The organism is Variovorax pasteuri (assembly GCF_051216435.1).
Taxonomy (GTDB): Bacteria; Pseudomonadota; Gammaproteobacteria; order Burkholderiales; family Burkholderiaceae_C; genus Variovorax.
This window is the reverse complement of the sequence record NZ_JBPJZS010000005.1, coordinates 245,762-270,024: the sequence shown is the minus strand read 5'-3', so window position 1 is coordinate 270,024 and position 24,263 is coordinate 245,762. Positions and strand designations below refer to the sequence as shown.

The window sequence follows — 24,263 nt, the reverse complement described above, 5'->3', positions numbered from 1 at the left end:
TTCAGCCCATGGCCTGGGTCACGAGGGCGAACAGCGCCGGTGCATCCGCAGGCCGGGCCAGCGGCGCACCACGCACCATCGTCGTGGGCGCATCCACGCGCAGCAGGCCGATGCTCTCGAGCCATTCGGCCAGGCCGCTGTCGAAGTCGACATCGATGCGCGTGAAATTGCCTGCATTCATGCCGGCGAGGTGCGCGATCAGCGCCTTCGCGCCCTCGGCATCGGGCGCCACCACCGGCCCGATGCAATGGCCCCGGCCGAAGCGGCGAAGCATGGCAAAACCCTTGGGCGTGTTGTCGTGGTCGAGCACCACGCAGGCATCGGCGCTTTGCAGCAGCGCATCGACGAGCGGCTCGCGTGGCATGCCGCGCGCCGCGGCATCGAGCGCCTGCAGCGCGGGCAGTTCGTTCAGGCCCGCAGGCCGCAGGCGCCAGCCGCGCTGCAGCGCGATCAGCGGTGCGGGCTGCGCAATGCCCTGGTGCTGCCGGACTTCACCGGTGCGCACGAAACCGAGCCGCTCGTACAGGCCCCGCCCTTCCGACGTGGCGTGCAGCAGCACGGTGCGGTCTTCCATCCCTTCGAGCAACGCAGTCATGAGCCGATGCCCGATGCGGCGGCCCTGGCATGCGGGCGTGACGATCACCAGGCCGATGGTGGCGTGGCGCTCGCCCCAGCGCCAGCGCAGGGCGGTGGCGATGATCTCGCCGTCGCGCTCGACCACGGTGCCTTCGGCGTGCGCGAACACCTGCTCCCAGTCGGCCAATCGGTGCGGCCAGCGCAGTTCGGCGGACAGCGCATGGGCGTGCGGCAGGTCGGCGGAGGTCATCGGTCTGAGCACCACGCCGTCCATGGCGGGTGCGTTCGCAGCGGGTTCGGGCATCGGGAAATCTCTCTTGTTGCGGCGGGAATGGCACGTCCATCTTGGACGACATTGCGGCGCTGCACCAGACCGAATCGGCCCTTCGCCGCAACTCGCAAGCTTCGCCTGCCACGCACCCAGGTCTTGCAATTTGCTGCTGTGGCGAGCCCGCATACGCACACAAATGCCGCGTCGATCTGCCTAGCATCGATCGGCCCATCGCCAAACCCCACCGCCCTTCTTCACCCACCCTTGCCATGCAAGTCTTCGATCCACGACACATCCAGCCGATTGCCGGCCCAAAAACGTGCCCATCGACTTCGCCGCGACGCACCGAGGTGCATGGCCGCACGCCGAAAGGGCAGACCGCACGGCATGCTGTCGCCGCCCCCGCAAACCGCAGCTTCGGTTCGGGCAACACCGTTTTTCCCTACATCCCAAAAGCGACTGCGTGCTGCAATCACTTCGTAATGAGCTTGTCGCAGTTCCCCTCTATTTGCCATCTTTGAAAAAGGATTCGAGACCATGACTTTCCGTCCCAAGTACGTGACCTTCGACTGCTACGGCACCCTCACCCGGTTCCGCATGAAGGAGATGGCCGCCGACCTGTTCGCCGACCGAATTCCGGCCGAGCGCATGGCCGAGTTCCATGCCGACTTCACCGCCTACCGCTTCGACGAGGTCCTGGGCGACTGGAAGCCCTACGAGGTGGTGTTGAAGAACGCGGTGCGGCGCCTTTGCAAGAAATGGAAGATCCAGTACTTCGACCTGGACGCGCAGAAGATCTACGACGCGGTGCCCACCTGGACCCCGCACGACGACGTGGCGGCGGGCCTTGCCAAGGTCGCCAAGGAAATCCCGCTGGTGATCCTGTCGAACGCCTCGGACGACCAGATCCAGAAGAACGTGGCCATGCTCGGCGCGCCCTTCCACCGCGTCTACACCGCCCAGCAGGCCCAGGCCTACAAGCCGCGCCTGCAGGCCTTCGAATACATGCTCGACTCGCTGGGCTGCAACCCGGAAGACGTGCTGCATGTGTCGTCCAGCCTGCGCTACGACCTGATGTCGGCGGACGACATCGGCATCGTCAACAAGGTGTTCGTCAATCGCGGCCACGGCCCGGGCAACCCGGGCTACCGCTATACCGAAATCCAGGACATCGGCGGATTGCCCGGCGTTGTCGGCCTCTGATCTCCCGCAGCCCATTCACCCGCACCACGCCATGAAGCTCGACTCCTACTGGACCGATTCAGCGCCGGCCTTCTCGCCTGCGGTGCATGCACTGCCGGGGCAGGTCGACGTGGCCGTCGTCGGCGGCGGCTTCACCGGCCTTTCGGCCGCGCTGGCCTTCGCACGGCGCGGCGCCCGCGTCGCGGTGCTGGAGGCCGGCACGCGCGTGGCGGCCGAGGCGTCGGGGCGCAACGGCGGGCACGTCAACAACGGGCTGGCCGTGGACTACGCCGACGTGGCGGCCAAGGTCGGCATCGCAAAAGCCCGCGCCTGGTACCACGCCTACGACGCCGCGGTGGACAGCGTGGCGCGGCTGGTGCGCGAGGAAGCCATCGACTGCGACTTCATGCGCCACGGCAAGCTCAAGCTCGCCACGCGTGCGAACCAGATGGGCGCGCTCGAACGCAGCGCGCAGCGGCTGATCGACGACGGCGTGGACACCGAGGTCGAGATCCTCGATGCGGCGCGGGTGCGCGGCGAGGTGCAGAGCGAGCGCTTCCATGGCGGGCTGCTCTACAAGCGCAGCGGCCAGATGCACATGGGCCGCTTCGCCCACGGCCTGGCCACGGCCGCGCAGCGCCATGGCGCACAGATACACACCGGCACGGCCGTGGAACGCATCGAGCGCCTGGGCCAGGGCCACACGCACCGGTTGCACACCGCGCGCGGTCCCGTCACCGCGCAGCAGGTGCTGCTGGCGACCGGCGCCACGCGGCATGGCGGCTACGGCAGCTTCGGCTGGCTGCGCCGGCGCATCGTGCCGATCGGCAGCTTCATCGTCGTGACCGAGCCGCTCGGCGCAGAGCGTGCGCAGGCGCTGCTGGCGGCGCGGCGCACCTATACGACGGTGGCGAACATCCATCACTACTTCCGGCTCACGGCCGATCACCGGCTGGTGTTCGGCGGGCGGGCGCGCTTCGCCATTTCCAGCCCGCAGTCGGATGCGGCGAGCGGCGAGATCCTGCGTGCAGGGCTGGCCGAGACCTTCCCGCAACTGGGCGCCGTGCGCCTGGACTACTGCTGGGGCGGCCTCGTCGACATGACGCAGGATCGCCTGCCCCATGCCGGCGAGCGCGACGGTCTCTACTACGCCATGGGCTACAGCGGCCACGGCACGCAGATGTCGGTTCACATGGGCGAGCGCATGGCCGCCGTGATGAACGGCGATGCCGACGCCAACCCCTGGCAAGACCGCGCCTGGCCCGCCATTCCCGGCCACTTCGGCGCGCCGTGGTTCCTGCCGGCGGTGGGGCTCTACTACTCGCTCAAGGACAAGCTGGCCTGAGAGCTGAGCGCCCCCACGAGTCCGCCGATTTTTCGTTCCGTGTTTGTTTGTTTTTCAACCCTCAGTCACCGGTCCCACAGGAGTACCCCACCATGAGCGACAACAGCAACAAGAGGTTCGAAAACCTCGTCGGTCCCGGCGAAAGCCTTCGCGTGATGGATTCGCTGAAACGCGGCGCCTCGCGGCGCGACATCCTGTCGATGCTGATGGCCGGCGGCATGCAGGCCACGCTGGCCGGCAGCCTGGCCGGCATGGCGGTGACCGCCCATGCGCAGACGCCACGGCGCGGCGGCCGCATCCGGGTGGCCGGCGCGACCGCTGCCGCGACCGACACGCTCGATCCGGCCAAGCAGTCGAACCAGACCGACTACTCGCGCTGCAACATGGTCTACAACGGCCTGACCTCGCTGGACGGCAGCCTCACGCCGCAGCCCGCGCTGGCCGAATCGTTCACCACCAAGGACGCCAAGACCTGGGTCTTCACGCTGCGCAAGGGCGTGACCTTCCACGACGGCAAGGCGCTCGCGCCGGCCGACGTGGTGTTCTCGGTGATGCGCCACAAGGAAGCAGCCACGGCCTCCAAGGCCAAGGTGCTTGCCGACCAGATCGAGAGCGTCAAGGCCAGCGGCCCCTCTGAAGTGACCTTCGTGCTCAGCGCGCCGAACGCCGATCTGCCGGTGATCCTGGGCACCTCCCACTTCCAGATCGTCAAGGACGGAACCACCGACTTCAACGCCGGCATCGGCACCGGGCCCTACAAGCTCAAGGAGTTCAAGCCCGGCATCCGCTCGGTGGTGGTGCGCAACGACGCCTACTGGAAGCCGGGCAAGCCCTACCTGGACGAGATCGAGTTCGTGGGCATCGGCGACGAGAGCGCGCGCGTCAACGCGCTGCTGTCGGGTGGTCTGGACCTGGTGGCTTCGGTCAATCCGCGCTCGGTGGAACGCGTGAAGGGCACGCCCGGCTTCGGCATCTTCGTCACCCAGTCCGGTCAGTACTCCGACCTGGTGATGCGCAAGGACGCAGGCCCCGGCGCCAACCCCGACTTCGTGCTCGGCATGAAGCACCTGTTCGACCGCGAGCAGATGAAAAAGACCATTGCGCTCGACTACGCGGTGGTCGGCAACGACCAGCCCATCGACCCGACCAACCGCTTCCACTTCGCCGGACTGCCGCAGCGCCCCTTCGACCTGGACAAGGCGAAGTTCCACCTGCAGAAGTCCGGCGTCACGGGCAAGGTGCCTATCGTGGCTTCTCCCGCCGCGATGTACTCCGTGGAGATGTCCCTGCTGCTGCAGCAGACCGCGCAGCGCGCGGGCCTGGAACTCGACATCAAGCGCATGCCGGCCGACGGCTACTGGTCGAACCACTGGCTCAACAGCCAAGTCGGATTCGGCAACGTCAACCCGCGCCCGAGCGCTGACGTGCTGCTCACGCAGTTCTTCCAGTCGGGTGCGGCGTGGAACGAGTCGCGCTGGAAGAGCGACAAGTTCGACCAGCTGCTGCTCGCCTCGCGCGCCGAGACCGACCTGGCCAAGCGCAAGCAGATGTATGCCGACATGCAGACCATGATCCACCAGGACGCGGGCATCGGCATTCCGCTGTTCCTCGCGAGCATCGACGGCCACACTTCCAAGCTCAAGGGGCTGTCGCCCATCCCGCTGGGCGGGCTCATGGGCTACAACTTCGCCGAGAACGTATGGCTCGAAGCATGACGCGCATGGGCCATCGCTCTGCAGGATGTTCGCCATGAACCGCGTGATCCTCAAGCTGCTCGGCCAGCGCATCGCACTCGCGCTGCTGTCGCTGCTGGCGGTGTCGGTGGTCGTTTTCTCGATCACCGCGGTGCTGCCCGGAGATGCTGCGCAGGAGCAGCTCGGCCAGGACGCCACGCCCGAAGCTGTGGCCGCCTTGCGCGCGCAGATGGGCCTGGACGTGCCCGCGCCCGAGCGCTACGCGAAGTGGTTGTTCGGCATGTTGAAGGGCGACCCGGGCCGTTCTGCCACCACCCAGATGCCGGTGGCCGAGCTGGTTGCCAGCCGGCTGCCGAACTCGCTGCTGCTGGCCGCCGTCACCGCGCTGTTCTCGGTGCCGATCGCGCTCACACTGGGCATCGCCTCGGCCGTGTGGCGCGGCTCGTGGTTCGACCGCGTGGCATCGACCACAGCGGTGGGCGTGGTGTCGGTGCCGGAGTTCCTGGTCGCGACACTGGCGGTGCTGGTGTTCGCGGTGAAGCTGCGGTGGCTGCCAGCGCTTTCCTTCGTGAGCGACATCGATTCGCTGGGCCAGATGCTGCGCGCCTTCGCCATGCCGGTGCTCGTGCTGTGCTGCGTGATCGTCGCGCAGATGATGCGCATGACGCGCGCCGCAGTCATCGACCAGCTGGAGGCGCCCTACATCGAGATGGTGCGGCTCAAGGGCGCCTCGCCGATGCGCATGGTGCTCGCGCATGCGCTGCCCAATGCGGTGGGGCCGATCGCCAACGCGGTGGCGCTGAGCCTGTCGTACCTGCTGGGCGGCGTGATCATCGTGGAGACCATCTTCAACTACCCGGGCATCGCCAAGCTGATGGTCGACGGCGTGTCGCAGCGCGACATGCCGCTGGTGCAGACCTGCGCCATGATCTTCTGCTGCGCGTACCTGATCCTGGTGACGACGGCCGACATCTTCGGCATCCTCGCCAACCCGCGGCTGCGGCACCGCTGAAGGAAGCTTCATGGAAACATCCACACCTTCAACGGCGGTGAACGCCACGGCTTCCCTGGCGCCAGCGCCGCAAGAGCGCCGGGGCGGCCCGTGGTCGTGGCTGGGGGGCTTCGGCGCCTCCGGCCTGCTCGGTCTCGCGGTGCTGCTGTTCTGGCTGCTCGCGGCGCTGCTCGGTCCCTGGCTGCTGTCGCGCGGCACAGGGGCCATGGGGACCTCCAACGTCTTCGAGCCGATGAGCGCGGCACATTGGCTTGGCACCGACTACCTCGGCCGCGACATGCTGGCACTCATCATCGAGGGTGCGCGCTACACGATCGGCGTTGCGCTGCTGGCCACGCTGCTGGCAAGCGGAACCGGCACCGTGCTGGCGCTGCTGGCCGCCGCCGCCACCGGCCGCTGGATCGACGCGGCGCTCAGCCGTGGCCTCGACACGCTGACAGCGATCCCGAGCAAGATGTTTGCGCTCATCATGGTGGCGGGCTTCGGCTCCTCGGTGCCGATGCTGGTCGCTACCGCGGCCGTCATCTACGTGCCGGGCGCCTACCGCATGGCGCGCTCGCTGGCCGTCAACATCAACGCGCTCGACTACGTGACCGTGGCGCGCACGCGCGGCGAAGGCACGCTCTACATCATGCTGCGCGAGATCCTGCCCAACATCCTGGGCCCGATGCTGGCCGACCTGGGGCTGCGCTTCGTCTACGTCGTGCTGCTGCTGGCGAGCCTGAGCTTCCTGGGCCTGGGCATCCAGCCGCCGGCCTCCGACTGGGGGTCGCTGGTGCGCGAGAACATCGGCGCGCTGGCCATGGGCGGGGCCTCGGTCATCGTGCCGGCGCTGGCCATCGCGAGCCTGACCATCGCGGTCAATCTCGTCATCGACAACCTGCCCGGCCGTGCCGCGCGCGAAAGAGGAGCACGCTGATGGGCGCCCCACTCACCGTCGAGAACCTGTGCATCGTGGCTGGCGCCACCACGCTGGTCGACAACCTGAGTTTCTCCGTACAGCCCGGCGAGGTACTGGCGCTGATCGGCGAATCGGGCTCCGGAAAGACCACCACCGCACTGGCGCTGATGGGCTATGCACGCAGCGGCTGCCGCATCTCGGCCGGCCGGGTGCGGATCGGCGAGACCGACGTGCTGACACTCGATGCGGTGCGGCAGCGCGGGCTGCGCGGTCGCACCGTCTCGTACATCGCGCAGAGCGCGGCCGCATCGTTCAACCCCTCGCGCACGATCATGGACCAGGTGGTCGAACCCACGGTCATCCACGGCCTGTGCAAGCGGTCCGAAGCCGAGGCGAAGGCGGTGCAGCTGTTCCGCGAACTGGCGCTTCCCGATCCGGAAGGCATCGGCGCGCGCTATCCGCATCAGGTCTCCGGCGGTCAGCTGCAGCGGCTGATGGCTGCGATGGCGCTGATCGGCGATCCCGAGCTTGTGATCCTGGACGAGCCGACCACCGCGCTGGACGTGACCACCCAGATCGAAGTGCTGCGCGCGTTTCGTCGCGTGGTGCGCGAACGCCGTGCCACCGCCGTGTATGTGAGCCACGACCTGGCCGTGGTGGCTCAGATGGCCGACCACATCCTGGTGCTGCGCAACGGCAGGATGAGCGAGCTGAACGCCACCGAGCAGATCCTCTCTGCCCCGGCGAACGACTACACCCAATGCCTGCTTGCGGCCGCACGGCCCGCGGTGCGCACCTCGGGCCAGACCTCGGGCGATTCGGCACTGCTGCTTCAGGTGAACGAGCTTTCATGCGGTTACGGCGCGGTCGACGCAAAGGGCCAGCCTGCCAAGCTGATCCTGGAGGACATCAACCTCAAGCTCTATCGCGGGCAAGCCGTCGGCGTGATCGGCGAATCGGGCTCAGGCAAGACCACGCTGGCGCGCGCCGTTGCGGGCCTGCTCAAGCCCTGCCACGGCAGCGTCATGTTCGACGGGCACGCACTCGAGCCCGCGCTGCAGCAGCGCAGCCCCGAGGAGTTGCGCCGCATCCAGATCGTGTTCCAGATGGCCGACACGGCGCTGAATCCGTCGCAGACCATCTGGCGCATCCTGGCGCGGCCGCTGCAGTTCTACAAGGGCTTGCGCGGCGAGCCGCTCAAGCGGCGCATCCATGAACTGCTCGATCTGGTGAAGCTGCCGCATTCGGTGGCCGACCGCCTGCCGGGCGGACTTTCAGGCGGGCAGAAGCAGCGCGTGAATCTGGCGCGCGCACTGGCGGCCGAACCCGACCTCATCCTCTGCGACGAGGTCACCTCGGCGCTGGACACCGTGGTTGCCGCGGCGGTGCTCGACCTCATGGCCGAGCTGCGGCGCGAGCTCGGCGTGTCGTACCTTTTCATCAGCCACGACCTGCACACGGTGCGCTCGGTGTGCGACGAAATCGTCGTGATGCAGCATGGACGCAAGCTCGCGCAGGTGGCGCGCGCCGACTACGAGCGCGGACCGCACCATCCCTACTACGACCTGCTGGCGCGGTCCGTGCCCGAGCTGCGCCGGGGCTGGCTGGACGACATGGACCGCACAGCGGCATCGGCGAGAGCACCCGCCCCATCAACCAGAGAGGCACAGACATGACCCCCACCTTTCGCATCGCGCTGATCGCCGGCGACGGCATCGGCAAGGAAGTGATGCCCGAGGGCCTGCGCGTGGTGCAGGCCGCCGCCGAGCGCTTCGGCTTCGAGCTCGAGTGCCGTGTCATCGACTGGGCCAGCTGCGACTATTTCGCGCAGCACGGCCAGATGATGCCGGACGACTGGAAGGAGCAGCTCAAGGGCGTCGATGCGCTGTACTTCGGCGCCGTCGGCTGGCCCGCCGCCGTGCCCGACCATGTGTCGCTCTGGGGGTCGCTGCTGAAGTTCCGCCGCGAGTTCGACCAGTACATCAACCTGCGCCCGGTGCGCCTGTTCGAAGGCGTGCCCTGCCCGCTGGCGGGCCGCAAGCCCGGCGACATCGACTACTTCGTGGTGCGCGAGAACACCGAGGGCGAGTACACCTCGCTCGGCGGCGTGATGTACGAGGGCACCGAACGCGAGATCGTGATCCAGGAGTCGGTGTTCTCCCGCCTCGGCACCGACCGCGTGCTGCGCTACGCTTACGAGCTGGCCAACAGCCGCAAGCGCAAGCACCTCACGGTGGCGACCAAGAGCAACGGCATCGCGATCAGCATGCCGTGGTGGGACGGCCGCGCCGATGCCATTGCCAGCGACTACCCCGAGGTGACGGTGGACAAGCAGCACATCGACATCCTGTCGGCGCGCTTCGTGCTGCAGCCCACCCGCTTCGACGTGGTGGTGGCGAGCAACCTGTTCGGCGACATCCTCTCGGACCTCGGCCCGGCGACCACCGGCACCATCGGCCTTGCGCCCTCGGCCAACCTCAACCCCGAGCGCAAATTCCCGTCGCTGTTCGAGCCGGTGCACGGCTCGGCGCCCGACATCTACGGCCAGAACATCGCCAACCCGATTGCCATGATCTGGTCGGGCGCGCTGATGCTGGACTTCCTCACGCAGGGCCAGGGCGCGGGCCGTGCGGCGCACGACGCGATCCTGGGCGCGATCGAGGCGGTGCTTCGCGAAGGGCCGCGCACGCGCGACCTCGGCGGCACGGCCTCGACCACCGAACTCGGCATGGCCATCGCCGAGCGCGTGGCCGCGGCCTGAAGCGCAACCTGCCGAAATTTTTCAGAAACTTTCCGACCATGCCACTCACCCTCCAACGCCAGGACCTGCTGCCGGGCCTCCACCTCATCGGCGCCGAATGGCGCGAAGCCAGCGATGCCCGCCGCCTCGACGTGACCGACCCTGCCTCCGACAGCGTCTTTGCCAGCGTGCCCGACGGCACGGCCGCCGATGCACGCGCCGCGGTGGACGCGGCGCATGCCGCCTTCCCCGCCTGGCGTGCCGTGCCGGCCAAGCAGCGCGCACAGATCCTCAAGCGCTGGAACGACCTGATGCTCGCGCACCAGGAAGACCTGGGCCGGCTCATCTCGCGCGAACAGGGCAAGCCGCTGGCCGAGGGCCGCGGCGAAGTGGCCTATGCGGCGAGCTACGTCGAGTGGTTCGCCGAAGAAGCCACGCGCGCCAACGGCGACGTGATTCCCGCGCCGGTGACCGGCCGCCGCATGCTTGCGCTGAAGGAGCCCGTGGGCGTGGTCGCGGCGATCACACCATGGAACTTTCCGGCCGCGATGATCGCGCGCAAGATCGCGCCCGCGCTGGCTGCGGGCTGCACCGTGGTGTGCAAGCCGGCCGAGGACACGCCGCTCACCTCGCTCGCGCTCGTGAAGCTGGCCCAGGAAGCGGGCGTGCCGGCGGGCGTGCTCAACATCGTCACCGCCTCGCGCGAACGCACGCCCGAGGTGGTCGATGTGTGGCTGGCCGATGCGCGCGTGCGCAAGATCAGCTTCACCGGCTCGACACCCGTGGGCAAGCACCTGGCGCGCGCCTCGGCCGATACGCTCAAGAAGCTGTCGCTCGAACTCGGCGGCAATGCGCCCTTCATCGTGTTCGAGGACGCCGACATCGACAGCGCGGTGGAAGGCCTGATGGCCGCCAAGTTCCGCAACGGCGGCCAGACCTGCGTGTGCCCGAACCGCGTGTTCGTGCAGGCCACGGTGCACGACGCCTTCGTCGACAAGCTGGCGGCTCGGGTCGGTGCGCTCAAGGTCGGCCCGGCCACCGAGCCCGATTCACAGATCGGCCCGATGATCAACGCGCGCGCGGTCGACAAGATCGAACGCCATGTGCGCGATGCCGTGTCCAGGGGCGCGCGCATCGCGGTCGGCGGCGAGCGGCTGCGTTCCGCGCGCTGCGACGGCCCCAACTACTTCGCGCCGACCGTGCTGGTGAATGCCGACGCCAGTATGGAATGCAGCTGCGAGGAGACCTTCGGTCCGGTAGTGCCGGTCACGCGCTTCGAGACCGAGGCCGAGGTGATCGCCGCCGCCAACGACACGCCCTTCGGCCTTGCCGCCTACTTCTATTCGACCGATGTGCGCCGCATCTGGCGCGTGGCCGAGGCGCTGGAATCGGGCATCGTCGGCATCAACGAAGGTGCGCTGGCCGCCGAAGCCGCTCCTTTCGGCGGCGTGAAGGAATCGGGCTACGGGCGCGAAGGTTCGGTGCACGGCCTGGACGACTACATGCACGTCAAGTACCTGTGCCAGGGGCAGCTATAGCGGCACACGGCCCCACCGCTTGCGGCACCTGTTCCGTCGTGCGGTTCGAGCCCCTCGAATCCCGACCTAGTTGCCGCGGCACGATCCACCGAGGGGCACTCGAAAACACACATTTCCCGCTTTTCTCCGTGCATGCTTCAGCATCAACGCAGCAGTGCTTTCACTAGCATTGGTCCACCATCAGATCCATGCGAAAAGGCCGTGAATGTCCAAGCTTCTTGTCCCCTTCAACCTCGACCAACTCGGCGAACCGCGTGAATACCGGCCGCCGGCGGAACGCGTCATCGAGGGCGATGTCGTATGCCGCAACTGGGATGTCGACAGTGCAAAAGACGGCAAGGTTCGTGCGGGCGTGTTCGAGTCGACGGTCGGCGTCAATCACTCCATCAAGGGAGAGACGTGGGAGTTCTGCCTGATCCTTTCGGGCGTGGTGGAGATCACGGAGCAAGGCCAGCCCCCGTTGACCTACAAGGCGGGCGACTGCTTCATCATGAAGCCGGGCTATGTCGGAACATGGCGCACCATCGAAACCGTCCGCAAGATATGGGTCATGGCCTGACCGGAAAGCGCCGTGATGACAGCTGAACCACGCATGGACGACGCCCGCTTCTACATCGATGGGTGCTGGCAGGACCGCACCCATGCCGCAGACATTGCGGTCGTCGATCCGTTTACCGAAGAGATCACCGGGCACGTCGCAGCCGGCTCGTCGACGGATGTGGACCTGGCTGTCGCTGCGGCCCGGCGCGCTTTCGAGACGTTTTCACGAAGCTCCGTCGAGGAGCGGCTTGCGCTGTTGGGCCGAATCCTGGCGCTGCTGGAGGAACGCGCGGAATTGTTCGCGCAGGCCATCGTGGCGGAGATGGGTGCCCCCATCGGATTCGCCAGAACCGCCCATGTGCCCTTCGGCATCGCGCATGTCCGCGCCCAGATGGAAGTGCTTCAACGCTACAAGTTTCTCTCCTTGGATGGCAGCGTCGCCATTTCGAAAGAGCCGATCGGCGTATGCGCCCTGATCACGCCATGGAACTGGCCCCTGTATCAGATCACCGCCAAGGTTGCACCGGCAATCGCCGCGGGCTGCACGATCGTCCTGAAGCCCAGTGAGTTGTCGCCCTACAGCGCGCAGCTCTTCGCCCAGGTGATGCACGACGCCGGCACGCCGGCCGGCGTCTTCAACCTGGTCGGGGGCAGGGGAGAGGTGGTCGGTGCGGCGTTGGCGGCGCACCCCGATGTCGACATGATCTCCATCACCGGATCGACGCGCGCCGGCGTGCTCGTGGCCCAGGCGTCTGCAGTGACGGTAAAACGCGTCGTGCAGGAACTGGGCGGCAAGTCGCCGAACCTGTTTCTGGACGATGCCGATTTCGAACAAGGCGTGGCAAAGGGCGTGTTGGCGGGAATGCGCAACGCAGGCCAGTCGTGTAGCGCGCCGACGCGCATGCTGGTGCCCGCGTCTCGGCTGGCTGAGGTGGAAGCATTGGCACATGCGGCGGCGTCCGGCATCACGGTGGGCGATCCGCGCGATGAAAAGACCTCGATGGGTCCGATTGCAAATGCCGCGCAATACGCCAGGGTGCAGGCAATGATCGCCAGCGGAATCGACGAGGGCGCCAAGCTGGTCTGCGGTGGCCCGGGCAGACCTTCCGGCCTGACCCAGGGCTACTTCGCGCGACCGACCGTTTTTTCCGATGTCACGCCCGACATGAGAGTGGCGCGAGAAGAAATATTCGGCCCCGTGCTGGTCATCCTGCCCTACCGGGACGAGGCCGAGGCCATCGCGATCGCGAACGACACGGTCTATGGGCTCAGTGCAAGCGTGCAGTCCGGCGACCGCGAACGGGCACGGCGCGTGGCGGCGCAACTGCGCGCCGGCCAGGTGCACGTCAACTACCCGGCGTGGACGAGCCATGCGCCGTTCGGCGGATACAAGCGATCCGGCAACGGTCGCGAATACGGCATTCACGGGCTTGAGGAATACCTCGAGACCAAGGCAGTCATTGGCTACTGATATCGCAGGATCTGCCAACAGCCGAAGCAAACATATTTTCACGTTTTCACTGCCCCTTCACGGACATCCCGAGAATGCCTGCACCACTGTTTCCCGTTGAGTCCAGCCCCGATCTGCCGACCCATGCGGACGTCGTCGTCATCGGCGGCGGCATCATCGGAGCGTTCACCGCTTATTACCTGGCCAAGCGCGGCATGAAGGTCGCGCTCGTGGAAAAAGGGCGCGTCGGCGCCGAGCAATCGAGCCGGAACTGGGGGTGGTGCCGTCAGCAGAATCGCGACGCGCGCGAACTGCCCATGTCCACCCGGAGCCTCGAGCTGTGGGAACAGTTTGCCGCAGACAGTGGCGAAGACACGGGCTTCAAGCGCTGCGGCTTGCTGTACCTCAGCAACGACGAAGCCCAGATTGCCGGCTGGGCCGAATGGCGCGAGTTCGCGACGACGGTTGGCGTGACCACGCACATGCTGAGCGGGCGCGAGGCATCGGAGCGCGGCCAGGCGACCGGCCGCGCGTGGAAAGGCGGCGTCTTCTCACCCAGCGACGGCACGGCCGATCCGGCCAAGGCAGCGCCCGCTGTGGCAGCCGCGCTCATGAAGCTTGGCGGCACGGTGCACCAGAACTGCGCCGCGCGCGGCATCGAGATGCAAGGCGGCCGGCTCAGCGGCGTGGTGACCGAAGCGGGGACCATCAAGACCCGCACCGCCGTACTCGCAGGTGGTGCGTGGGCGTCCTCGTTCTGCAACCAGCTCGGGGTGCAATTTCCGGTCGCCACGATTCGCCAATCGATCGTGCGACTGGCGCCGGTGGATCAGCGCCTGCCGGACGCCTTGACCAGCCCGCGCGTCGCCGTCACGCGCCGCCCGGACGGCCACTACGTCCTGGCCATCAGCGGCCGAGGGCGTGCCGACCCCACGGCGCAACTGGTGCGCTTCGCGCCGCAATTCATCCCGATGTTCGCCAAGCGCTGGCGCAACGTGTTTCCCGGCGGCCTGGAGGGCATCCGCTGGGGCCACGAAACCCGGGCCCGATGGAAGCTGGACGCGCCCACACCGATGGAACGGGCGCGCATCCTCGACCCGAAGCCCGACCCTGCGGGTGTCCGTGAAATCCACCGCCGTGCCATCGACTTGTTGCCTGCGCTGCGCGAAGCCCGCATCGCCAACACCTGGGCCGGCTACATCGACAGCACGCCCGACGGCGTGCCGGGGATCGGCGAGCTGCCGCAGGTTCCCGGGCTCATCCTGGCTGCGGGCTTTTCGGGCCACGGTTTCGGCATCGCTCCCGGCGCAGGCCACCTGATCGCCGACCTGGTGTCCGGGGCCAAGCCGATCTTGGATCCCGCGCCTTTCAACCCCGCACGGTTCAAGGAGTCGATGTGGGGCAAGGTGGCTGATTTCTAGACCTGCTCCGGGTTTGCCGCACCAGGCCGGCGACTCATCTCCTTGGATCACCACCCGAAGGGCTTCGATGATCCGGCGCATTGCCTTCATCCACACGGTCGCGATGCTGGTCGAGCGTTTCCCTCCGCGCTTCCAGTCGGAGTTGCCCGACGCAGATTGCTTTCACATGCTGGACGAAAGCGTACAGCATGATCTTGTCCGGCAGGATCCTTCGAGCGGCATCACGCGCCGCATCGTCACACTGTCGCAACTGGCGGCCGATGCCGGTCGTGCCCTTCATTGATAGGCTCCAGTTTGTGCGCCCGCAGCAGCCGGTCACGTGCTGTTGGGAGACACGCTGACCGTGTTCACCGCGGGCACGTCGCGGATCGCGGCCTCGAAGCGAAAGAGATCCTCGCGTCGTGGTCCAAGGGCTGCTGGAGCGCAATATCGGCATCGAGAAGTACTTTCAGCGACATCGTCATCAAGTCGCCGTTCGTCGAGACGTACCGCTCGATCGAGAAGCTGTTCCCCGAGCGCGCGGCTTGATGCTGTCACGCGGCCCCTGGGGCCGAAGTGGGCAGGCCCGCACCGCAAAAGCAGCATCTGCCAGGGCCCGCTCGAAAACCATACGAAGCTCGGCATCGAGCCCGAATTGCAGCATCACGCTGCGGCGACGTGTATGTACGCTCGTCAGCACGATCTCGGTGCCGGAAGCGGCTGGGCACGCCGGTGGTCCTGCTGGCCGACCGCCCGTGGCGCCACCGAGGGTGGTCCGCCCCGAGCCGCTGATTCATGGAGGGATCACACCGATGAAGACACTGTTGCTGAACAAAGAGAATGTAGGAGGCCTGATTTCCATGAGGGAAGTCATCGGGACGGTGGAGGAGGTTTGGGCTCTGTGCAGGTTGCGCAACAGCTCGATGGGCGGCCCCCCTCCCGACGCCGCTGAGTACGCACCTCGTGCTGACTTCCTCGCTCACATGGCCCACATTTCCGCCGACGCTTGATCCGTCCATGTCCCAGAGCCCGCACACCGGTCTCATGCATCGGCTGCTTGCTCATGGCACCTCCTATTGGGTCTCAGGTTTGAGACTCAGAGGTGTCTGGAAAACCCGGGGCGATTCACTTGTGGCTACACGAGTCGCCGCGTTTCGACATTTGAAACCACGCCGATTCGTCTACGGATGCCAGGTGGAGACCACTGCGGGCGTCTGCGCCGTAGGGCGACCGGCGAGTGCGTACGAAAGCTCGTTCGCGGCTTTCATGATCGTCTTCGCGTGGCCAAGGAGCTTGGGTTTCGGCAGCCGATCCGCAGGTCCGGAAATGCACACCGACCCGAGCAAGGCCCAGCGCAAACCGAACACAGGCGCCGACACCGTCGCCACGTTCTTCTCGCGCTCGCCGATGGAGAAGTGGTAGCCCTTCTTTCGGATGTCCTCGTAGAGCTTTCCCTGCTCCCCGGAAAACGCAAGGATCACCCGCCCCGGCGACCCCAACTCCAGGGGAAGCATCGCGCCCATGCGCGCGTGATGGCGAATCGGCTGCGGCCCTTCCACACGCGCGAGGCATGTGCGCGAATTGCCTTCTCGCACATAGAAGGCCGCGCTCTCGCCCGTGGCCTGCGATAGCGCAAGGAGCATCGGCTCCACCACGTTGTTGGCGTCGAAGCTGGCCTGGTAGCGCGCACCGAGCCAGCCGGCTGCGGGGCCGAGCCGCCATTCGCCGTCGTCGCGCTGCACCACATAGCCGGCCAGCGCCAGCGTGCGCAGCAACCGCAGGATGGTGGTCTTGTGCATGCCGGTGCGCCGTGTCAGCTCGGCCAGCGAGAGCCGCTCGTCCTGCATTCCGAACGTGTCGAGCAGTTGCAGGGCGCGGGTCACCGCGGTTACTCCGCCTGTCACCTCGAGATCGGCTTCGCGCGGCGCCTCGATGACTTCCGTCGATCGCTTGGGTCTTGCTGTCCTGGCGCTTTTTGCAATGGGCATTTTGTTTCACTGGGCAGTCCATGTTCCGCCTGATGGACCACCATTGTATGGCGCGAAACGCAAAACCAAAATCGGTGCATGCCCTGGAGCCCAGCTGCCAGGCACCCATCGAACGATTCGGAGACACATACATGCGTACCTCGAGCCACAGCTCCATTTCCCGCCGTGCAGCGCTCGGCGCCGCCCTGCTGCTCACCTGCGGCATGGCCCTGGCGCAGGCCTATCCCTCGCGCCCCATCCGCCTCGTGGTGCCGTTCCCGCCCGGCGGCGGCACGGACATCATTGCCCGCGAAGTGGCGAACAAGGTTGCGACCTCGGAAGGCTGGACCATCGTCATCGACAACAAGCCGGGCTCCGGCGGCAACATCGGTGTCGATGCCGCGGTCAAGGCCAACCCCGACGGCTACACGCTGGTGCTGGGGCAGACCAGCAACCTCGCGATCAATCCGTCGCTGTACGCGAAGCTGCCGTACGACCCGGTGAAGGACCTTGCGGCGGTGGGCCTTGTCGCTTCGGCGCCGCTGGTGGTGGTGGTGTCCGCCGCATCGCCCTACAAGAAGCTCTCGGACGTGGTCGCCGCCGCCAAGGCCAAGCCGACTTCGCTCAACTATGCGAGCTCGGGCAACGGCACCGTGGCCCATCTGGCCACCGAGCAGTTCCAGAAGGCCGCCGGCGTGCAGTTCACGCACGTCCCGTACAAGGGCGCGTCGCAAGGCCTTACAGACCTCGTCGGAGGGCAGATCCAGATGTACGTCTCGTCGGTGCCGACACTGATCGCCCAGATCAAGAGCGGCCAGTTGCGCGCGCTGGCGGTGACCTCGCTGCAACGCAACAGCGACCTGCCCGACGTGCCCACCGTTGCCGAGTCGGGCTACAAGGACTTCGAGGCCGTGACATGGTTCGGCGTCGCCGGCCCCGCCGCCATGCCGAAGGACGCCATCGCCAAACTGAACGCAGCATTCAACAAGGCCCTCGCAACGGCCGAGGTGAAGAAGAAGCTGGTCGCACAAGGCGCGGAAGTGATGACCGGCACGCCCGAGAAGTTCGCATCGCTGATCCGTACCGACGGCGTGCGCTGGAGCGCGATCGTGAAGTCGTCCGGCGCCAAGATGGACTGACTTCGCATGGCCGCGATTGATGCTTCGTACGCGGATGCGTTCGTCGCTCCGTTCTCCGCGGGGCGCGGCCGCACCCCTGTCGACGTTCCACCCGATGCCTGCGACTGCCATGTGCATCTGTACGACGCGCGCTATCCCGCAGCACCCGGCGCCACGCTGAGGCCGCCGGACGCCAGCGCGGCGGACTACCGCCGGCTGCAGCGGCGCACGGGAACGCAGCGGGTCGTTTTCGTGACCCCTTCGACCTATGGCATCGACAACGGACCGCTGTGCGACGCACTTGCAGCCTTCGGAACACAAGCACGCGGCGTGGCCGTGGTCGACGAACAAGTCGGCGGTTCCGGGCTGGAGGCGCTGCACGCGCGCGGGGTGCGTGGCATCCGACTGAATCTGTCGCTGGGTGTCGTGAATTCCGCATCGCAGATCGAGCCGCTCGCACGTCGTATTGCGCCGCTGGGATGGCATCTTCAGCTGCTTGCGCCCGCGCACATGTGGAGTGACCTCGCTGGCGTGCTGGGCCAGCTGCCGGTGCCGGTGGTGTTCGACCATTTCGGCCGGCTCGCGCCCTCCATGGCCGGCAGGCACGCGTCGCATGCGCTGATCCTTCGCCTGCTAGAGGAGCGCCGGGCCTGGGTCAAGCTGTCCGGTGCCTACATCGTCAGCGAGCGGGGCGCGCCGCGGTACGAAGACGTGGCCGCACTGGCGCGCAGCTTCCTGGAAGCCGCACCGGATCGCGTGCTCTGGGGGAGCGACTGGCCGCACGCGTCCGCCAGCGCCGGCCACCAGGCCATGCCGGACGACGCACAGCTGATGGCGCTGCTCGCCGACTGGACCGGCACGCGGCAAGCGCTGCGCCGCGTGCTGGTCGACAACCCGGTCGCGCTCTACGGCTTCGACCGCCCCACTGCCTCTCAGGAGACTCCATGATCCGCATTCATCGGCGCCGATTCGGCGCGCTGGGCCTGACCGCGCTTGCCGCCGTGTCGTTCCCCGCTTTCGCTCAAGGCCAGTGGCCCACCGGCAAGCCCATCACCTGGGTGGTGCCGTACCCGCCGGGCGGCACCACCGACATCCTCGGGCGTGCCATCGCGCTGCGATTGGGCACCTCCCTGGGCGCCACGGTGATCGTCGACAACAAGGCGGGCGCCACGGGCACGATCGGCTCCGCCTTCGTCGCGCGTGCCGCACCCGATGGCTACACGCTGCTGGGCACATCGATCGGCCCGCAAGCGATCGTGCCGAACCTGCTCGCGAAGATGCAGTACGACCCGGTCAAGGCCTTCGCGCCGGTGTCGCTCATCGGGACCATCCCGCATGTGCTCATCGTCGGTGCCAGCCAGCCGTTCAGAACGGTCGCGGACCTTGTCGCGCAAGCGAAGGCGCGCCCCGACGAGCTCTCGTTTGCCTCCGGCGGCAACGGCACGGTGCTGCAGATGCAGGGCGAACTGCTGCGGCTGCAGACGGGCGCGAAGCTGACGCACGTTCCCTACAAGGGCGACACGCCGGCCATCCAGGACGTCCTGGCAGGCCATGCGACCTTCATGTTCGCGCCGGTGGCGGCCGCGCTGCCGCATATCCAGAGCGGTCACCTCAAGGCTTTGGCCGTCACTTCGGCTGCACGCCTGAAGGCCTTGCCCGACGTACCGACCATGGGACAAGCGGGCTTCAAGGACTTCGTGGTGGAGCAGTGGCAGGCCATGTATGCGCCGGCCGGCACGCCTGCGCCGGTGGTCCAGCGCCTGCACGACGAAATCGTGCGCCAGCTGAAGGACCCCGAGGTCGTCGCCATGGCCGACAAGCTCGGCGTCACGCTGGTGGGAAGCACGCCGCAGCAACTCGCCGACACCCAGAAGGCCGACCTGTCCAAGTGGGCCAAGGTCATCAAGGACGCCGGCGTCAAGCCCGACTGAACTTCATTCCATTCCCCTTCCTCTCCTGAAAGTACTTCCATGTCCTCGACCCTTCCCGACATCATTCGCAACTTCGAGCGCGTGCCCGCGAACATCGTGGCGCAGGCCGCCGAATTCCAGCCAGCCATCCTCGCCGACGTGGCCGGCCGCCGCGGCGCGCTGGACGGCCGCATCAAGGCCCTGCGCCCGCGCATGAAGCTGGCCGGCACCGCCATCACGGTGGAAGTTCGCCCCGGCGACAACCTCATGATCCATGCAGCCATTGCCATGGCAAAACCCGGCGACGTGCTCGTGATCGACGGCAAGGGCGACCAGACCTCGGCCCTGATGGGCACCATCATGATGACGGCCTGCAAGAAGCTCGGCATTGCCGGCGTGGTGATGGACGGCCCCTGCCGCGACAGCCTCGAGATCGACGAGATGGACTTCCCCGTCTTCAGCGTGGGCACCAACCCGAACGGGCCGACGAAGAACATCGGCGGGCGCATCGGACACCCGGTGTCCATCGGCGGCGTGACGGTGCACCCCGGCGACTTCGTGATCGGCGACGGCGACGGCGTGGTCGTGGTCGAGCGCGAGAAGATCGAATCGCTGCTGCCGCTGGCGGCCAGGAAGGTCCGCGACGAGGCCGCGCGCATCGCCGCCATAAAGGAAGGCGACACCGCGGCCAAGTGGCTGGACTCGGCGCTGCGCGCGGCCGGTGTGCTGAAGGAAGGCGAGACGCTGTGACCGCGCCCCTCGGGAGCTCCATCCTCGTGACCGGTGCCGACCTGGCGCCGCAGGCACTCGCGCTGCTCGAAGGCCATGACATCGTCTACGCCGGCAAGACGCCGACCGAGGACGATCTGGTCGCCCTTTGCCGCGCGCACGACCCCGTGGCCATCATCGTGCGCTACGGCAAGGTGGGTGCCGCCGTGATGGACGCGGCACCTTCGCTGAAGGTGATCTCCAAGCACGGCAGCGGAACCGACACGATCGACAAGACCGCGGCGCAGGCGCGCGGCATCGAAGTGGTGGCGGCCGTGGGTGCCAATGCGGCTGCGGTGGCCGAGCAGGCGCTGGCTTTGCTGCTGGCCTGCGCCAAATCGGTGGTGGCGCTCGACGCGCGCATGCATGCCGGCCACTGGGACAAGGCGACGCACAAGAGCCTGGAGCTCGGCGGGCGCACCATCGGCCTTGTCGGCCTGGGCGCCATCGGCCTTCGCTTCGCGCGCATGGCCGACGCGCTGGGCATGCGGGTGCTTGGCTACGACCCTTTCGCAAAGAACCTTCCAGCCTGTGTGCAACCCGCCGACCTTGCGACCCTCTGGGCCGAGTCCGACGCCGTATCGTTGCACTGTCCGCTGACCGACGACAACCGCGGGCTGCTCAACGCCCGCACACTGGCGCAATGCAAGCGCGGCGTGATCATCGTCAACACGGCCCGCGGCGGGCTGATCGATGAAGACGCGTTGCTGGCGGCCGTGCGTTCGGGCCAGGTCGCCATGGCCGGGCTGGACAGCTTCGCGGTCGAGCCGATGACACCCGGCCATCCGTTCCAGGGCGAAAAGAACATCGTGCTCAGCCCTCACATCGGCGGCGTGACCAGCGATGCTTACGTGAACATGGGCGTCGGTGCGGCAAGGAACCTTCTGGAGGTGCTTTCGCGCCAGACGGCGACCACCTGAGGCATGCAGCCGGCGCTCGATACAAAGGAGACAGAAATGAAGAGAAGTGAAAGCATCCGTGGCGTGGTGGCCGCGTTCGGACTACTGACGGTCCTGGCTGCAGAGGTATACGCACAGGCATGGCCCGCCAAGCCGGTGCGCGTGCTCGTGGGCTTTTCCGCGGGCGGCCCCACCGACGTGGTGGCACGCGCCTTCGCCGACCACGCATCGCGCGCGCTGGGCCAGCCGTTCATCGTGGACAACAAACCCGGCGCCAACACGATCCTGGCGGCCGAGGCTGTCGCGGCGGCTCCGGCCGACGGCTACACGCTGCTGCTGGGTGCGACCAACCACACCATGATTCCCGCGCTCTACAGCCAGCGGGTCAAGTTCGATGCCTTGCGCTCGTTCGCGCCGGTGTGTTCGCTCGCCGTGAGTCCCACGGTGCTGGTGGTCGGCCCGTCGATGCCGGTCAACTCCTTCGGGGCCTTCCTGCAGGCGGTGAAGGCCGAGCCCGGCAAGCGCACGTATGCGACGCCGGGCTCCGGCAGCTCCGGGCATTTCGCAAGCGCGCACTTCACACAGCTGACGGGCACGTCGATGAACCACATCCCGTACAAGGGTGCGGCGCAGGCGACGACCGACCTCATGGGCGGCCAGGTCGACAGCTCCTTCGCCACGCTGGGCTCGGTGCTCACCCAGGTGCAGTCCGGCAAGCTGACGGCCCTGGCGGTGGCATCGCCCAAGCGCTCGGCGCTGCTGCCGAACGTGCCGACCTTCGAGGAAGTGGGCGTCAAGGGCTACACGGCCGACGCGTGGTACGGCCTGCTGGCGCCCGCGAAGACGCCGCCGGAGGTGGTGGCCATCTTGCGCCGTGTCGCCACCGAGTTCGCACAGTCACCGGCCACGCGGGAGAAATTGCGCTCGCTCGGCATAGAGGCGCAGAACACCTGCGGCGATGCCTTCGGCGCGCAATTGACGCGCGAGGTCAAGCTGTACGGCGAGCTGGCCCGCTCGCTCGACCTCAAGACCGAATGAACGCGCTGCGCCTTGCCCGCAGCCGTCGCCACACATCGGAGACATCATGAAATTCCTCGTCCGAGGCCTGCTCGCCCTGTGCCTGTGCGCAGCCGCCCTCGCCCACGCCGCCTATCCCGAGCGCCCCATCACCCTCGTCGTGCCCTACGCGCCAGGCGGCTCGGCCGATGCGCTGGCCCGCGTGCTCGCGGTTCGCGTCGGCCAGAAGCTCGGCACCAGCGTGATCGTCGACAACCGGCCCGGCGCCAGCGGCACCATCGGCGCGGCCTTTGCCGCCAAGGCCGCGCCCGACGGCTACACGGTGCTGTACGACGCCACGCCGTACTCGATCAACCCGCACCTGTTCCCCGGCATGCCGTATGCAAGCAATGCGCTGCAGCCACTGGCGCTCGTCGCACTGGCACCGAACATCGTGATCGTGCGTGCGGAGTCACCGCTCAAGCGCATCCAGGACCTCGTGGCCAAGGCCAAGGCCGAGCCGGGCAAGATGAACTACGCATCGGGCGGCAGCGGCACCGTGCAGCGTCTCGCGGCAGAGCTCCTGCGCCAGCGGCTCGGGCTGGACATGGTCCACGTCGGCTACAAGAGCGGCGGCCCTGCCATCGTCGACGTGATGGGCGGCCAGGTCGACTTCATGTTCAGCACAATCGCAGCCTCCTACCCGCTGGTGTCGTCGGGCAAGCTGCGCGCGCTGGCGGTGTCGTCGCCGCAGCGCTCGGCGCGCCTGCCGGAGGTGCCGACCCTGGGCGAAACGGTGGCCCCCGGCTACGAGGCCTATGAATGGAACGGCCTGCTGATACCCGCCGGCACGCCCGCACCCATTGCCGACAAGCTCCACAAGGCGGTCATCGATGTGCTGAAGGAAGACGATGTGAAGCGCCGCTTCGTGGACGTCGGCGTGCAGCCGGTGGGCTCGACGCCGGCCGAGTTCGCCGACTTCCTGAAGAAGGAAGATGCGAAGTGGGCGGACGTGATCCGCAAGGGCAACATCAAGCTCGATTGAAGACGCCATGAACAACGTGCCGGAATCTCGAACGGTTCCCCATTCCGTCGGCATCAACCGGCCCGCGCATGCACTGCCCCAGGATGCCTGCGACAGCCACATGCACATCTTCGACCCGCGGTTCGCGCCATCGCCGCACTGGAAGCGCCAGCCGCCGCTCGCCGATGTGGCGGCCTATCGCCGGTTGCAGCAGCGGTTGGGCACCTCGCGCACGGTCGTGGTCAATCCCTCGACATACGGCACGGACAACGCCTGCACGCTCGACGCAGTCGCTCAACTGGGCGAGCGTGCACGCGGCGTGGCCGTCGTCGGCCACCGGGTGGCCGACAGCGAGCTCGACGCGCTCGCGGCGCAGCGCGTGTGCGGCCTGCGCGTGAACTTCGTCACTCCGCAGTCCTGGGGCACGACCACGCCGGAGATGCTGACCACCCTGGCACGCAAGGTGGCCCGCCTGGGCTGGCACGTGCAGGTCTTCGTGCAACCGGAGCAGCTGGTGGCGCTCGCCCCCTTGCTCGCCAAACTCCCGGTGCCGCTGGTCATCGACCACATGGCCCGCATCGATCCGGCCGAAGGCATCAAGGGCGAGGCCTATGCGGTCGCGCGCCGGCTGCTGGACGGCGGCAACACATGGATGAAGCTGTCGGGCGTGTACATGCGATCGCGCGACGGGGCGCCCGCCTACGGCGATGTCTCCAGCCTCGGCCGCGCACTGGTCGCTGCCGCGCCAGAGCGCCTGGTGTGGGGCAGCGACTGGCCCCACACCACCGAGGCGCCGGACACCGTCAACGATGCCGACCTGGCCGACGTTCTCGCGGCCTGGTGCGACAGCACGGCGGTGCGCGACCGCATATTGGTGGACAACCCGGCGAAGCTCTACGGGTTCGCGGCCGCGTGAGGCGCAGCACCATCTT

23 protein-coding genes are annotated in these 24,263 nt (G+C 67.4%); 21 read left to right on the top strand and 2 right to left on the bottom strand.

Features of this window, described 5'->3' with window-relative positions; translation table 11 throughout:
* Position 1: 1 nt before the first annotated feature.
* Positions 2-880 (bottom strand): GNAT family N-acetyltransferase, encoded by an 879-nt coding sequence (locus tag ACSFBM_RS20245; protein ID WP_435485979.1) that lies wholly within the window; start codon positions 878-880, stop codon positions 2-4.
* Between the two features lie 504 nt (positions 881-1,384).
* Between ACSFBM_RS20245 and ACSFBM_RS20240 the strand changes: the two genes are divergently transcribed.
* From ACSFBM_RS20240 to ACSFBM_RS20180, 13 genes are all read left to right on the top strand, one after another.
* The gene (locus ACSFBM_RS20240; protein ID WP_435485978.1) at positions 1,385-2,050 is read left to right on the top strand and encodes a haloacid dehalogenase type II; all 666 of its coding nucleotides are present in this window, start codon (positions 1,385-1,387) and stop codon (positions 2,048-2,050) included.
* A gap of 31 nt (positions 2,051-2,081) precedes the next feature.
* Positions 2,082-3,374, top strand: coding sequence for an NAD(P)/FAD-dependent oxidoreductase (locus ACSFBM_RS20235; RefSeq protein WP_435485977.1), 1,293 nt, complete (start codon positions 2,082-2,084; stop codon positions 3,372-3,374).
* 92 nt (positions 3,375-3,466) lie between these two features.
* Positions 3,467-5,089, top strand: coding sequence for an ABC transporter substrate-binding protein (locus tag ACSFBM_RS20230; protein WP_435485976.1), 1,623 nt, complete (start codon positions 3,467-3,469; stop codon positions 5,087-5,089).
* A gap of 34 nt (positions 5,090-5,123) precedes the next feature.
* Complete coding sequence (locus ACSFBM_RS20225) at positions 5,124-6,080, top strand: ABC transporter permease (protein WP_435485975.1); 957 nt, start codon at positions 5,124-5,126, stop codon at positions 6,078-6,080.
* A 10-nt stretch (positions 6,081-6,090) separates the two neighbouring features.
* Positions 6,091-6,999, top strand: a complete 909-nt coding sequence (locus ACSFBM_RS20220; protein WP_435485974.1) for an ABC transporter permease — start codon at positions 6,091-6,093, stop codon at positions 6,997-6,999.
* On the top strand, positions 6,999-8,657 hold the full coding sequence (locus ACSFBM_RS20215; protein ID WP_435485973.1) for an ABC transporter ATP-binding protein: 1,659 nt from the start codon (positions 6,999-7,001) through the stop codon (positions 8,655-8,657). The genes ACSFBM_RS20220 and ACSFBM_RS20215 overlap by 1 nt, the downstream gene beginning before the upstream one ends.
* A complete protein-coding gene (locus tag ACSFBM_RS20210; protein ID WP_435485972.1) occupies positions 8,654-9,742 on the top strand; it encodes a tartrate dehydrogenase in 1,089 nt (362 codons plus the stop codon). The genes ACSFBM_RS20215 and ACSFBM_RS20210 overlap by 4 nt, the downstream gene beginning before the upstream one ends.
* Positions 9,743-9,780: 38 nt before the next feature.
* Positions 9,781-11,259, top strand: coding sequence for an NAD-dependent succinate-semialdehyde dehydrogenase (locus ACSFBM_RS20205; RefSeq protein ID WP_435485971.1), 1,479 nt, complete (start codon positions 9,781-9,783; stop codon positions 11,257-11,259).
* Positions 11,260-11,464: 205 nt separating this feature from the next.
* A complete protein-coding gene (locus ACSFBM_RS20200; protein WP_435485970.1) occupies positions 11,465-11,818 on the top strand; it encodes a cupin domain-containing protein in 354 nt (117 codons plus the stop codon).
* 33 nt (positions 11,819-11,851) lie between these two features.
* A complete protein-coding gene (locus ACSFBM_RS20195; RefSeq protein WP_435485969.1) occupies positions 11,852-13,270 on the top strand; it encodes an aldehyde dehydrogenase family protein in 1,419 nt (472 codons plus the stop codon).
* 74 nt (positions 13,271-13,344) lie between these two features.
* On the top strand, positions 13,345-14,670 hold the full coding sequence (locus ACSFBM_RS20190; RefSeq protein ID WP_435485968.1) for an NAD(P)/FAD-dependent oxidoreductase: 1,326 nt from the start codon (positions 13,345-13,347) through the stop codon (positions 14,668-14,670).
* Positions 14,671-14,737: 67 nt separating this feature from the next.
* Positions 14,738-14,953, top strand: coding sequence for a hypothetical protein (locus ACSFBM_RS20185; RefSeq protein ID WP_435485967.1), 216 nt, complete (start codon positions 14,738-14,740; stop codon positions 14,951-14,953).
* Between the two features lie 508 nt (positions 14,954-15,461).
* On the top strand, positions 15,462-15,659 hold the full coding sequence (locus tag ACSFBM_RS20180) for a hypothetical protein (RefSeq protein ID WP_435485966.1): 198 nt from the start codon (positions 15,462-15,464) through the stop codon (positions 15,657-15,659).
* A 171-nt stretch (positions 15,660-15,830) separates the two neighbouring features.
* On the opposite strand, the gene ACSFBM_RS20175 is transcribed toward ACSFBM_RS20180, so the two are convergent.
* Entirely contained in the window at positions 15,831-16,583 is a 753-nt protein-coding gene (locus tag ACSFBM_RS20175) for an IclR family transcriptional regulator (protein ID WP_435486151.1), read from the bottom strand.
* Between the two features lie 185 nt (positions 16,584-16,768).
* Between ACSFBM_RS20175 and ACSFBM_RS20170 the strand changes: the two genes are divergently transcribed.
* The 8 genes from ACSFBM_RS20170 to ACSFBM_RS20135 are packed head-to-tail and all read left to right on the top strand — an operon-like array spanning position 16,769 to position 24,247.
* Entirely contained in the window at positions 16,769-17,755 is a 987-nt protein-coding gene (locus ACSFBM_RS20170) for a Bug family tripartite tricarboxylate transporter substrate binding protein (protein ID WP_435485965.1), read from the top strand.
* Positions 17,756-17,761: 6 nt separating this feature from the next.
* The gene (locus ACSFBM_RS20165) at positions 17,762-18,682 is read left to right on the top strand and encodes an amidohydrolase family protein (RefSeq protein ID WP_435485964.1); all 921 of its coding nucleotides are present in this window, start codon (positions 17,762-17,764) and stop codon (positions 18,680-18,682) included.
* On the top strand, positions 18,679-19,665 hold the full coding sequence (locus tag ACSFBM_RS20160) for a Bug family tripartite tricarboxylate transporter substrate binding protein (protein WP_435485963.1): 987 nt from the start codon (positions 18,679-18,681) through the stop codon (positions 19,663-19,665). The genes ACSFBM_RS20165 and ACSFBM_RS20160 overlap by 4 nt, the downstream gene beginning before the upstream one ends.
* A 39-nt stretch (positions 19,666-19,704) precedes the next feature.
* The gene (locus ACSFBM_RS20155) at positions 19,705-20,394 is read left to right on the top strand and encodes an RraA family protein (RefSeq protein WP_435485962.1); all 690 of its coding nucleotides are present in this window, start codon (positions 19,705-19,707) and stop codon (positions 20,392-20,394) included.
* Entirely contained in the window at positions 20,391-21,332 is a 942-nt protein-coding gene (locus ACSFBM_RS20150) for an NAD(P)-dependent oxidoreductase (protein WP_435485961.1), read from the top strand. Before ACSFBM_RS20155 ends, ACSFBM_RS20150 begins: the two co-directional genes overlap by 4 nt.
* A gap of 36 nt (positions 21,333-21,368) precedes the next feature.
* Positions 21,369-22,349, top strand: a complete 981-nt coding sequence (locus ACSFBM_RS20145) for a Bug family tripartite tricarboxylate transporter substrate binding protein (protein ID WP_435485960.1) — start codon at positions 21,369-21,371, stop codon at positions 22,347-22,349.
* 46 nt (positions 22,350-22,395) lie between these two features.
* The gene (locus ACSFBM_RS20140; protein WP_435485959.1) at positions 22,396-23,352 is read left to right on the top strand and encodes a tripartite tricarboxylate transporter substrate binding protein; all 957 of its coding nucleotides are present in this window, start codon (positions 22,396-22,398) and stop codon (positions 23,350-23,352) included.
* Positions 23,353-23,359: 7 nt separating this feature from the next.
* Complete coding sequence (locus ACSFBM_RS20135) at positions 23,360-24,247, top strand: amidohydrolase family protein (RefSeq protein ID WP_435485958.1); 888 nt, start codon at positions 23,360-23,362, stop codon at positions 24,245-24,247.
* Positions 24,248-24,263 lie beyond the last annotated feature (16 nt).

Excerpts from the sequence above, each read along its gene's own strand:
- ACSFBM_RS20245 (WP_435485979.1), bottom strand. The coding sequence starts at position 880 with ATGCCCGAACCCGCTGCGAACGCACCCGCCATGGACGGCGTGGTGCTC.
- ACSFBM_RS20240 (WP_435485978.1), top strand. The coding sequence starts at position 1,385 with ATGACTTTCCGTCCCAAGTACGTGACCTTCGACTGCTACGGCACCCTC.
- ACSFBM_RS20235 (WP_435485977.1), top strand. The coding sequence starts at position 2,082 with ATGAAGCTCGACTCCTACTGGACCGATTCAGCGCCGGCCTTCTCGCCT.
- ACSFBM_RS20230 (WP_435485976.1), top strand. The coding sequence starts at position 3,467 with ATGAGCGACAACAGCAACAAGAGGTTCGAAAACCTCGTCGGTCCCGGC.
- ACSFBM_RS20225 (WP_435485975.1), top strand. The coding sequence starts at position 5,124 with ATGAACCGCGTGATCCTCAAGCTGCTCGGCCAGCGCATCGCACTCGCG.
- ACSFBM_RS20220 (WP_435485974.1), top strand. The coding sequence starts at position 6,091 with ATGGAAACATCCACACCTTCAACGGCGGTGAACGCCACGGCTTCCCTG.
- ACSFBM_RS20215 (WP_435485973.1), top strand. The coding sequence starts at position 6,999 with ATGGGCGCCCCACTCACCGTCGAGAACCTGTGCATCGTGGCTGGCGCC.
- ACSFBM_RS20210 (WP_435485972.1), top strand. The coding sequence starts at position 8,654 with ATGACCCCCACCTTTCGCATCGCGCTGATCGCCGGCGACGGCATCGGC.
- ACSFBM_RS20205 (WP_435485971.1), top strand. The coding sequence starts at position 9,781 with ATGCCACTCACCCTCCAACGCCAGGACCTGCTGCCGGGCCTCCACCTC.
- ACSFBM_RS20200 (WP_435485970.1), top strand. The coding sequence starts at position 11,465 with ATGTCCAAGCTTCTTGTCCCCTTCAACCTCGACCAACTCGGCGAACCG.
- ACSFBM_RS20195 (WP_435485969.1), top strand. The coding sequence starts at position 11,852 with ATGGACGACGCCCGCTTCTACATCGATGGGTGCTGGCAGGACCGCACC.
- ACSFBM_RS20190 (WP_435485968.1), top strand. The coding sequence starts at position 13,345 with ATGCCTGCACCACTGTTTCCCGTTGAGTCCAGCCCCGATCTGCCGACC.
- ACSFBM_RS20185 (WP_435485967.1), top strand. The coding sequence starts at position 14,738 with ATGATCCGGCGCATTGCCTTCATCCACACGGTCGCGATGCTGGTCGAG.
- ACSFBM_RS20180 (WP_435485966.1), top strand. The coding sequence starts at position 15,462 with ATGAAGACACTGTTGCTGAACAAAGAGAATGTAGGAGGCCTGATTTCC.
- ACSFBM_RS20170 (WP_435485965.1), top strand. The coding sequence starts at position 16,769 with ATGCGTACCTCGAGCCACAGCTCCATTTCCCGCCGTGCAGCGCTCGGC.
- ACSFBM_RS20165 (WP_435485964.1), top strand. The coding sequence starts at position 17,762 with ATGGCCGCGATTGATGCTTCGTACGCGGATGCGTTCGTCGCTCCGTTC.
- ACSFBM_RS20160 (WP_435485963.1), top strand. The coding sequence starts at position 18,679 with ATGATCCGCATTCATCGGCGCCGATTCGGCGCGCTGGGCCTGACCGCG.
- ACSFBM_RS20155 (WP_435485962.1), top strand. The coding sequence starts at position 19,705 with ATGTCCTCGACCCTTCCCGACATCATTCGCAACTTCGAGCGCGTGCCC.
- ACSFBM_RS20145 (WP_435485960.1), top strand. The coding sequence starts at position 21,369 with ATGAAGAGAAGTGAAAGCATCCGTGGCGTGGTGGCCGCGTTCGGACTA.
- ACSFBM_RS20140 (WP_435485959.1), top strand. The coding sequence starts at position 22,396 with ATGAAATTCCTCGTCCGAGGCCTGCTCGCCCTGTGCCTGTGCGCAGCC.
- ACSFBM_RS20135 (WP_435485958.1), top strand. The coding sequence starts at position 23,360 with ATGAACAACGTGCCGGAATCTCGAACGGTTCCCCATTCCGTCGGCATC.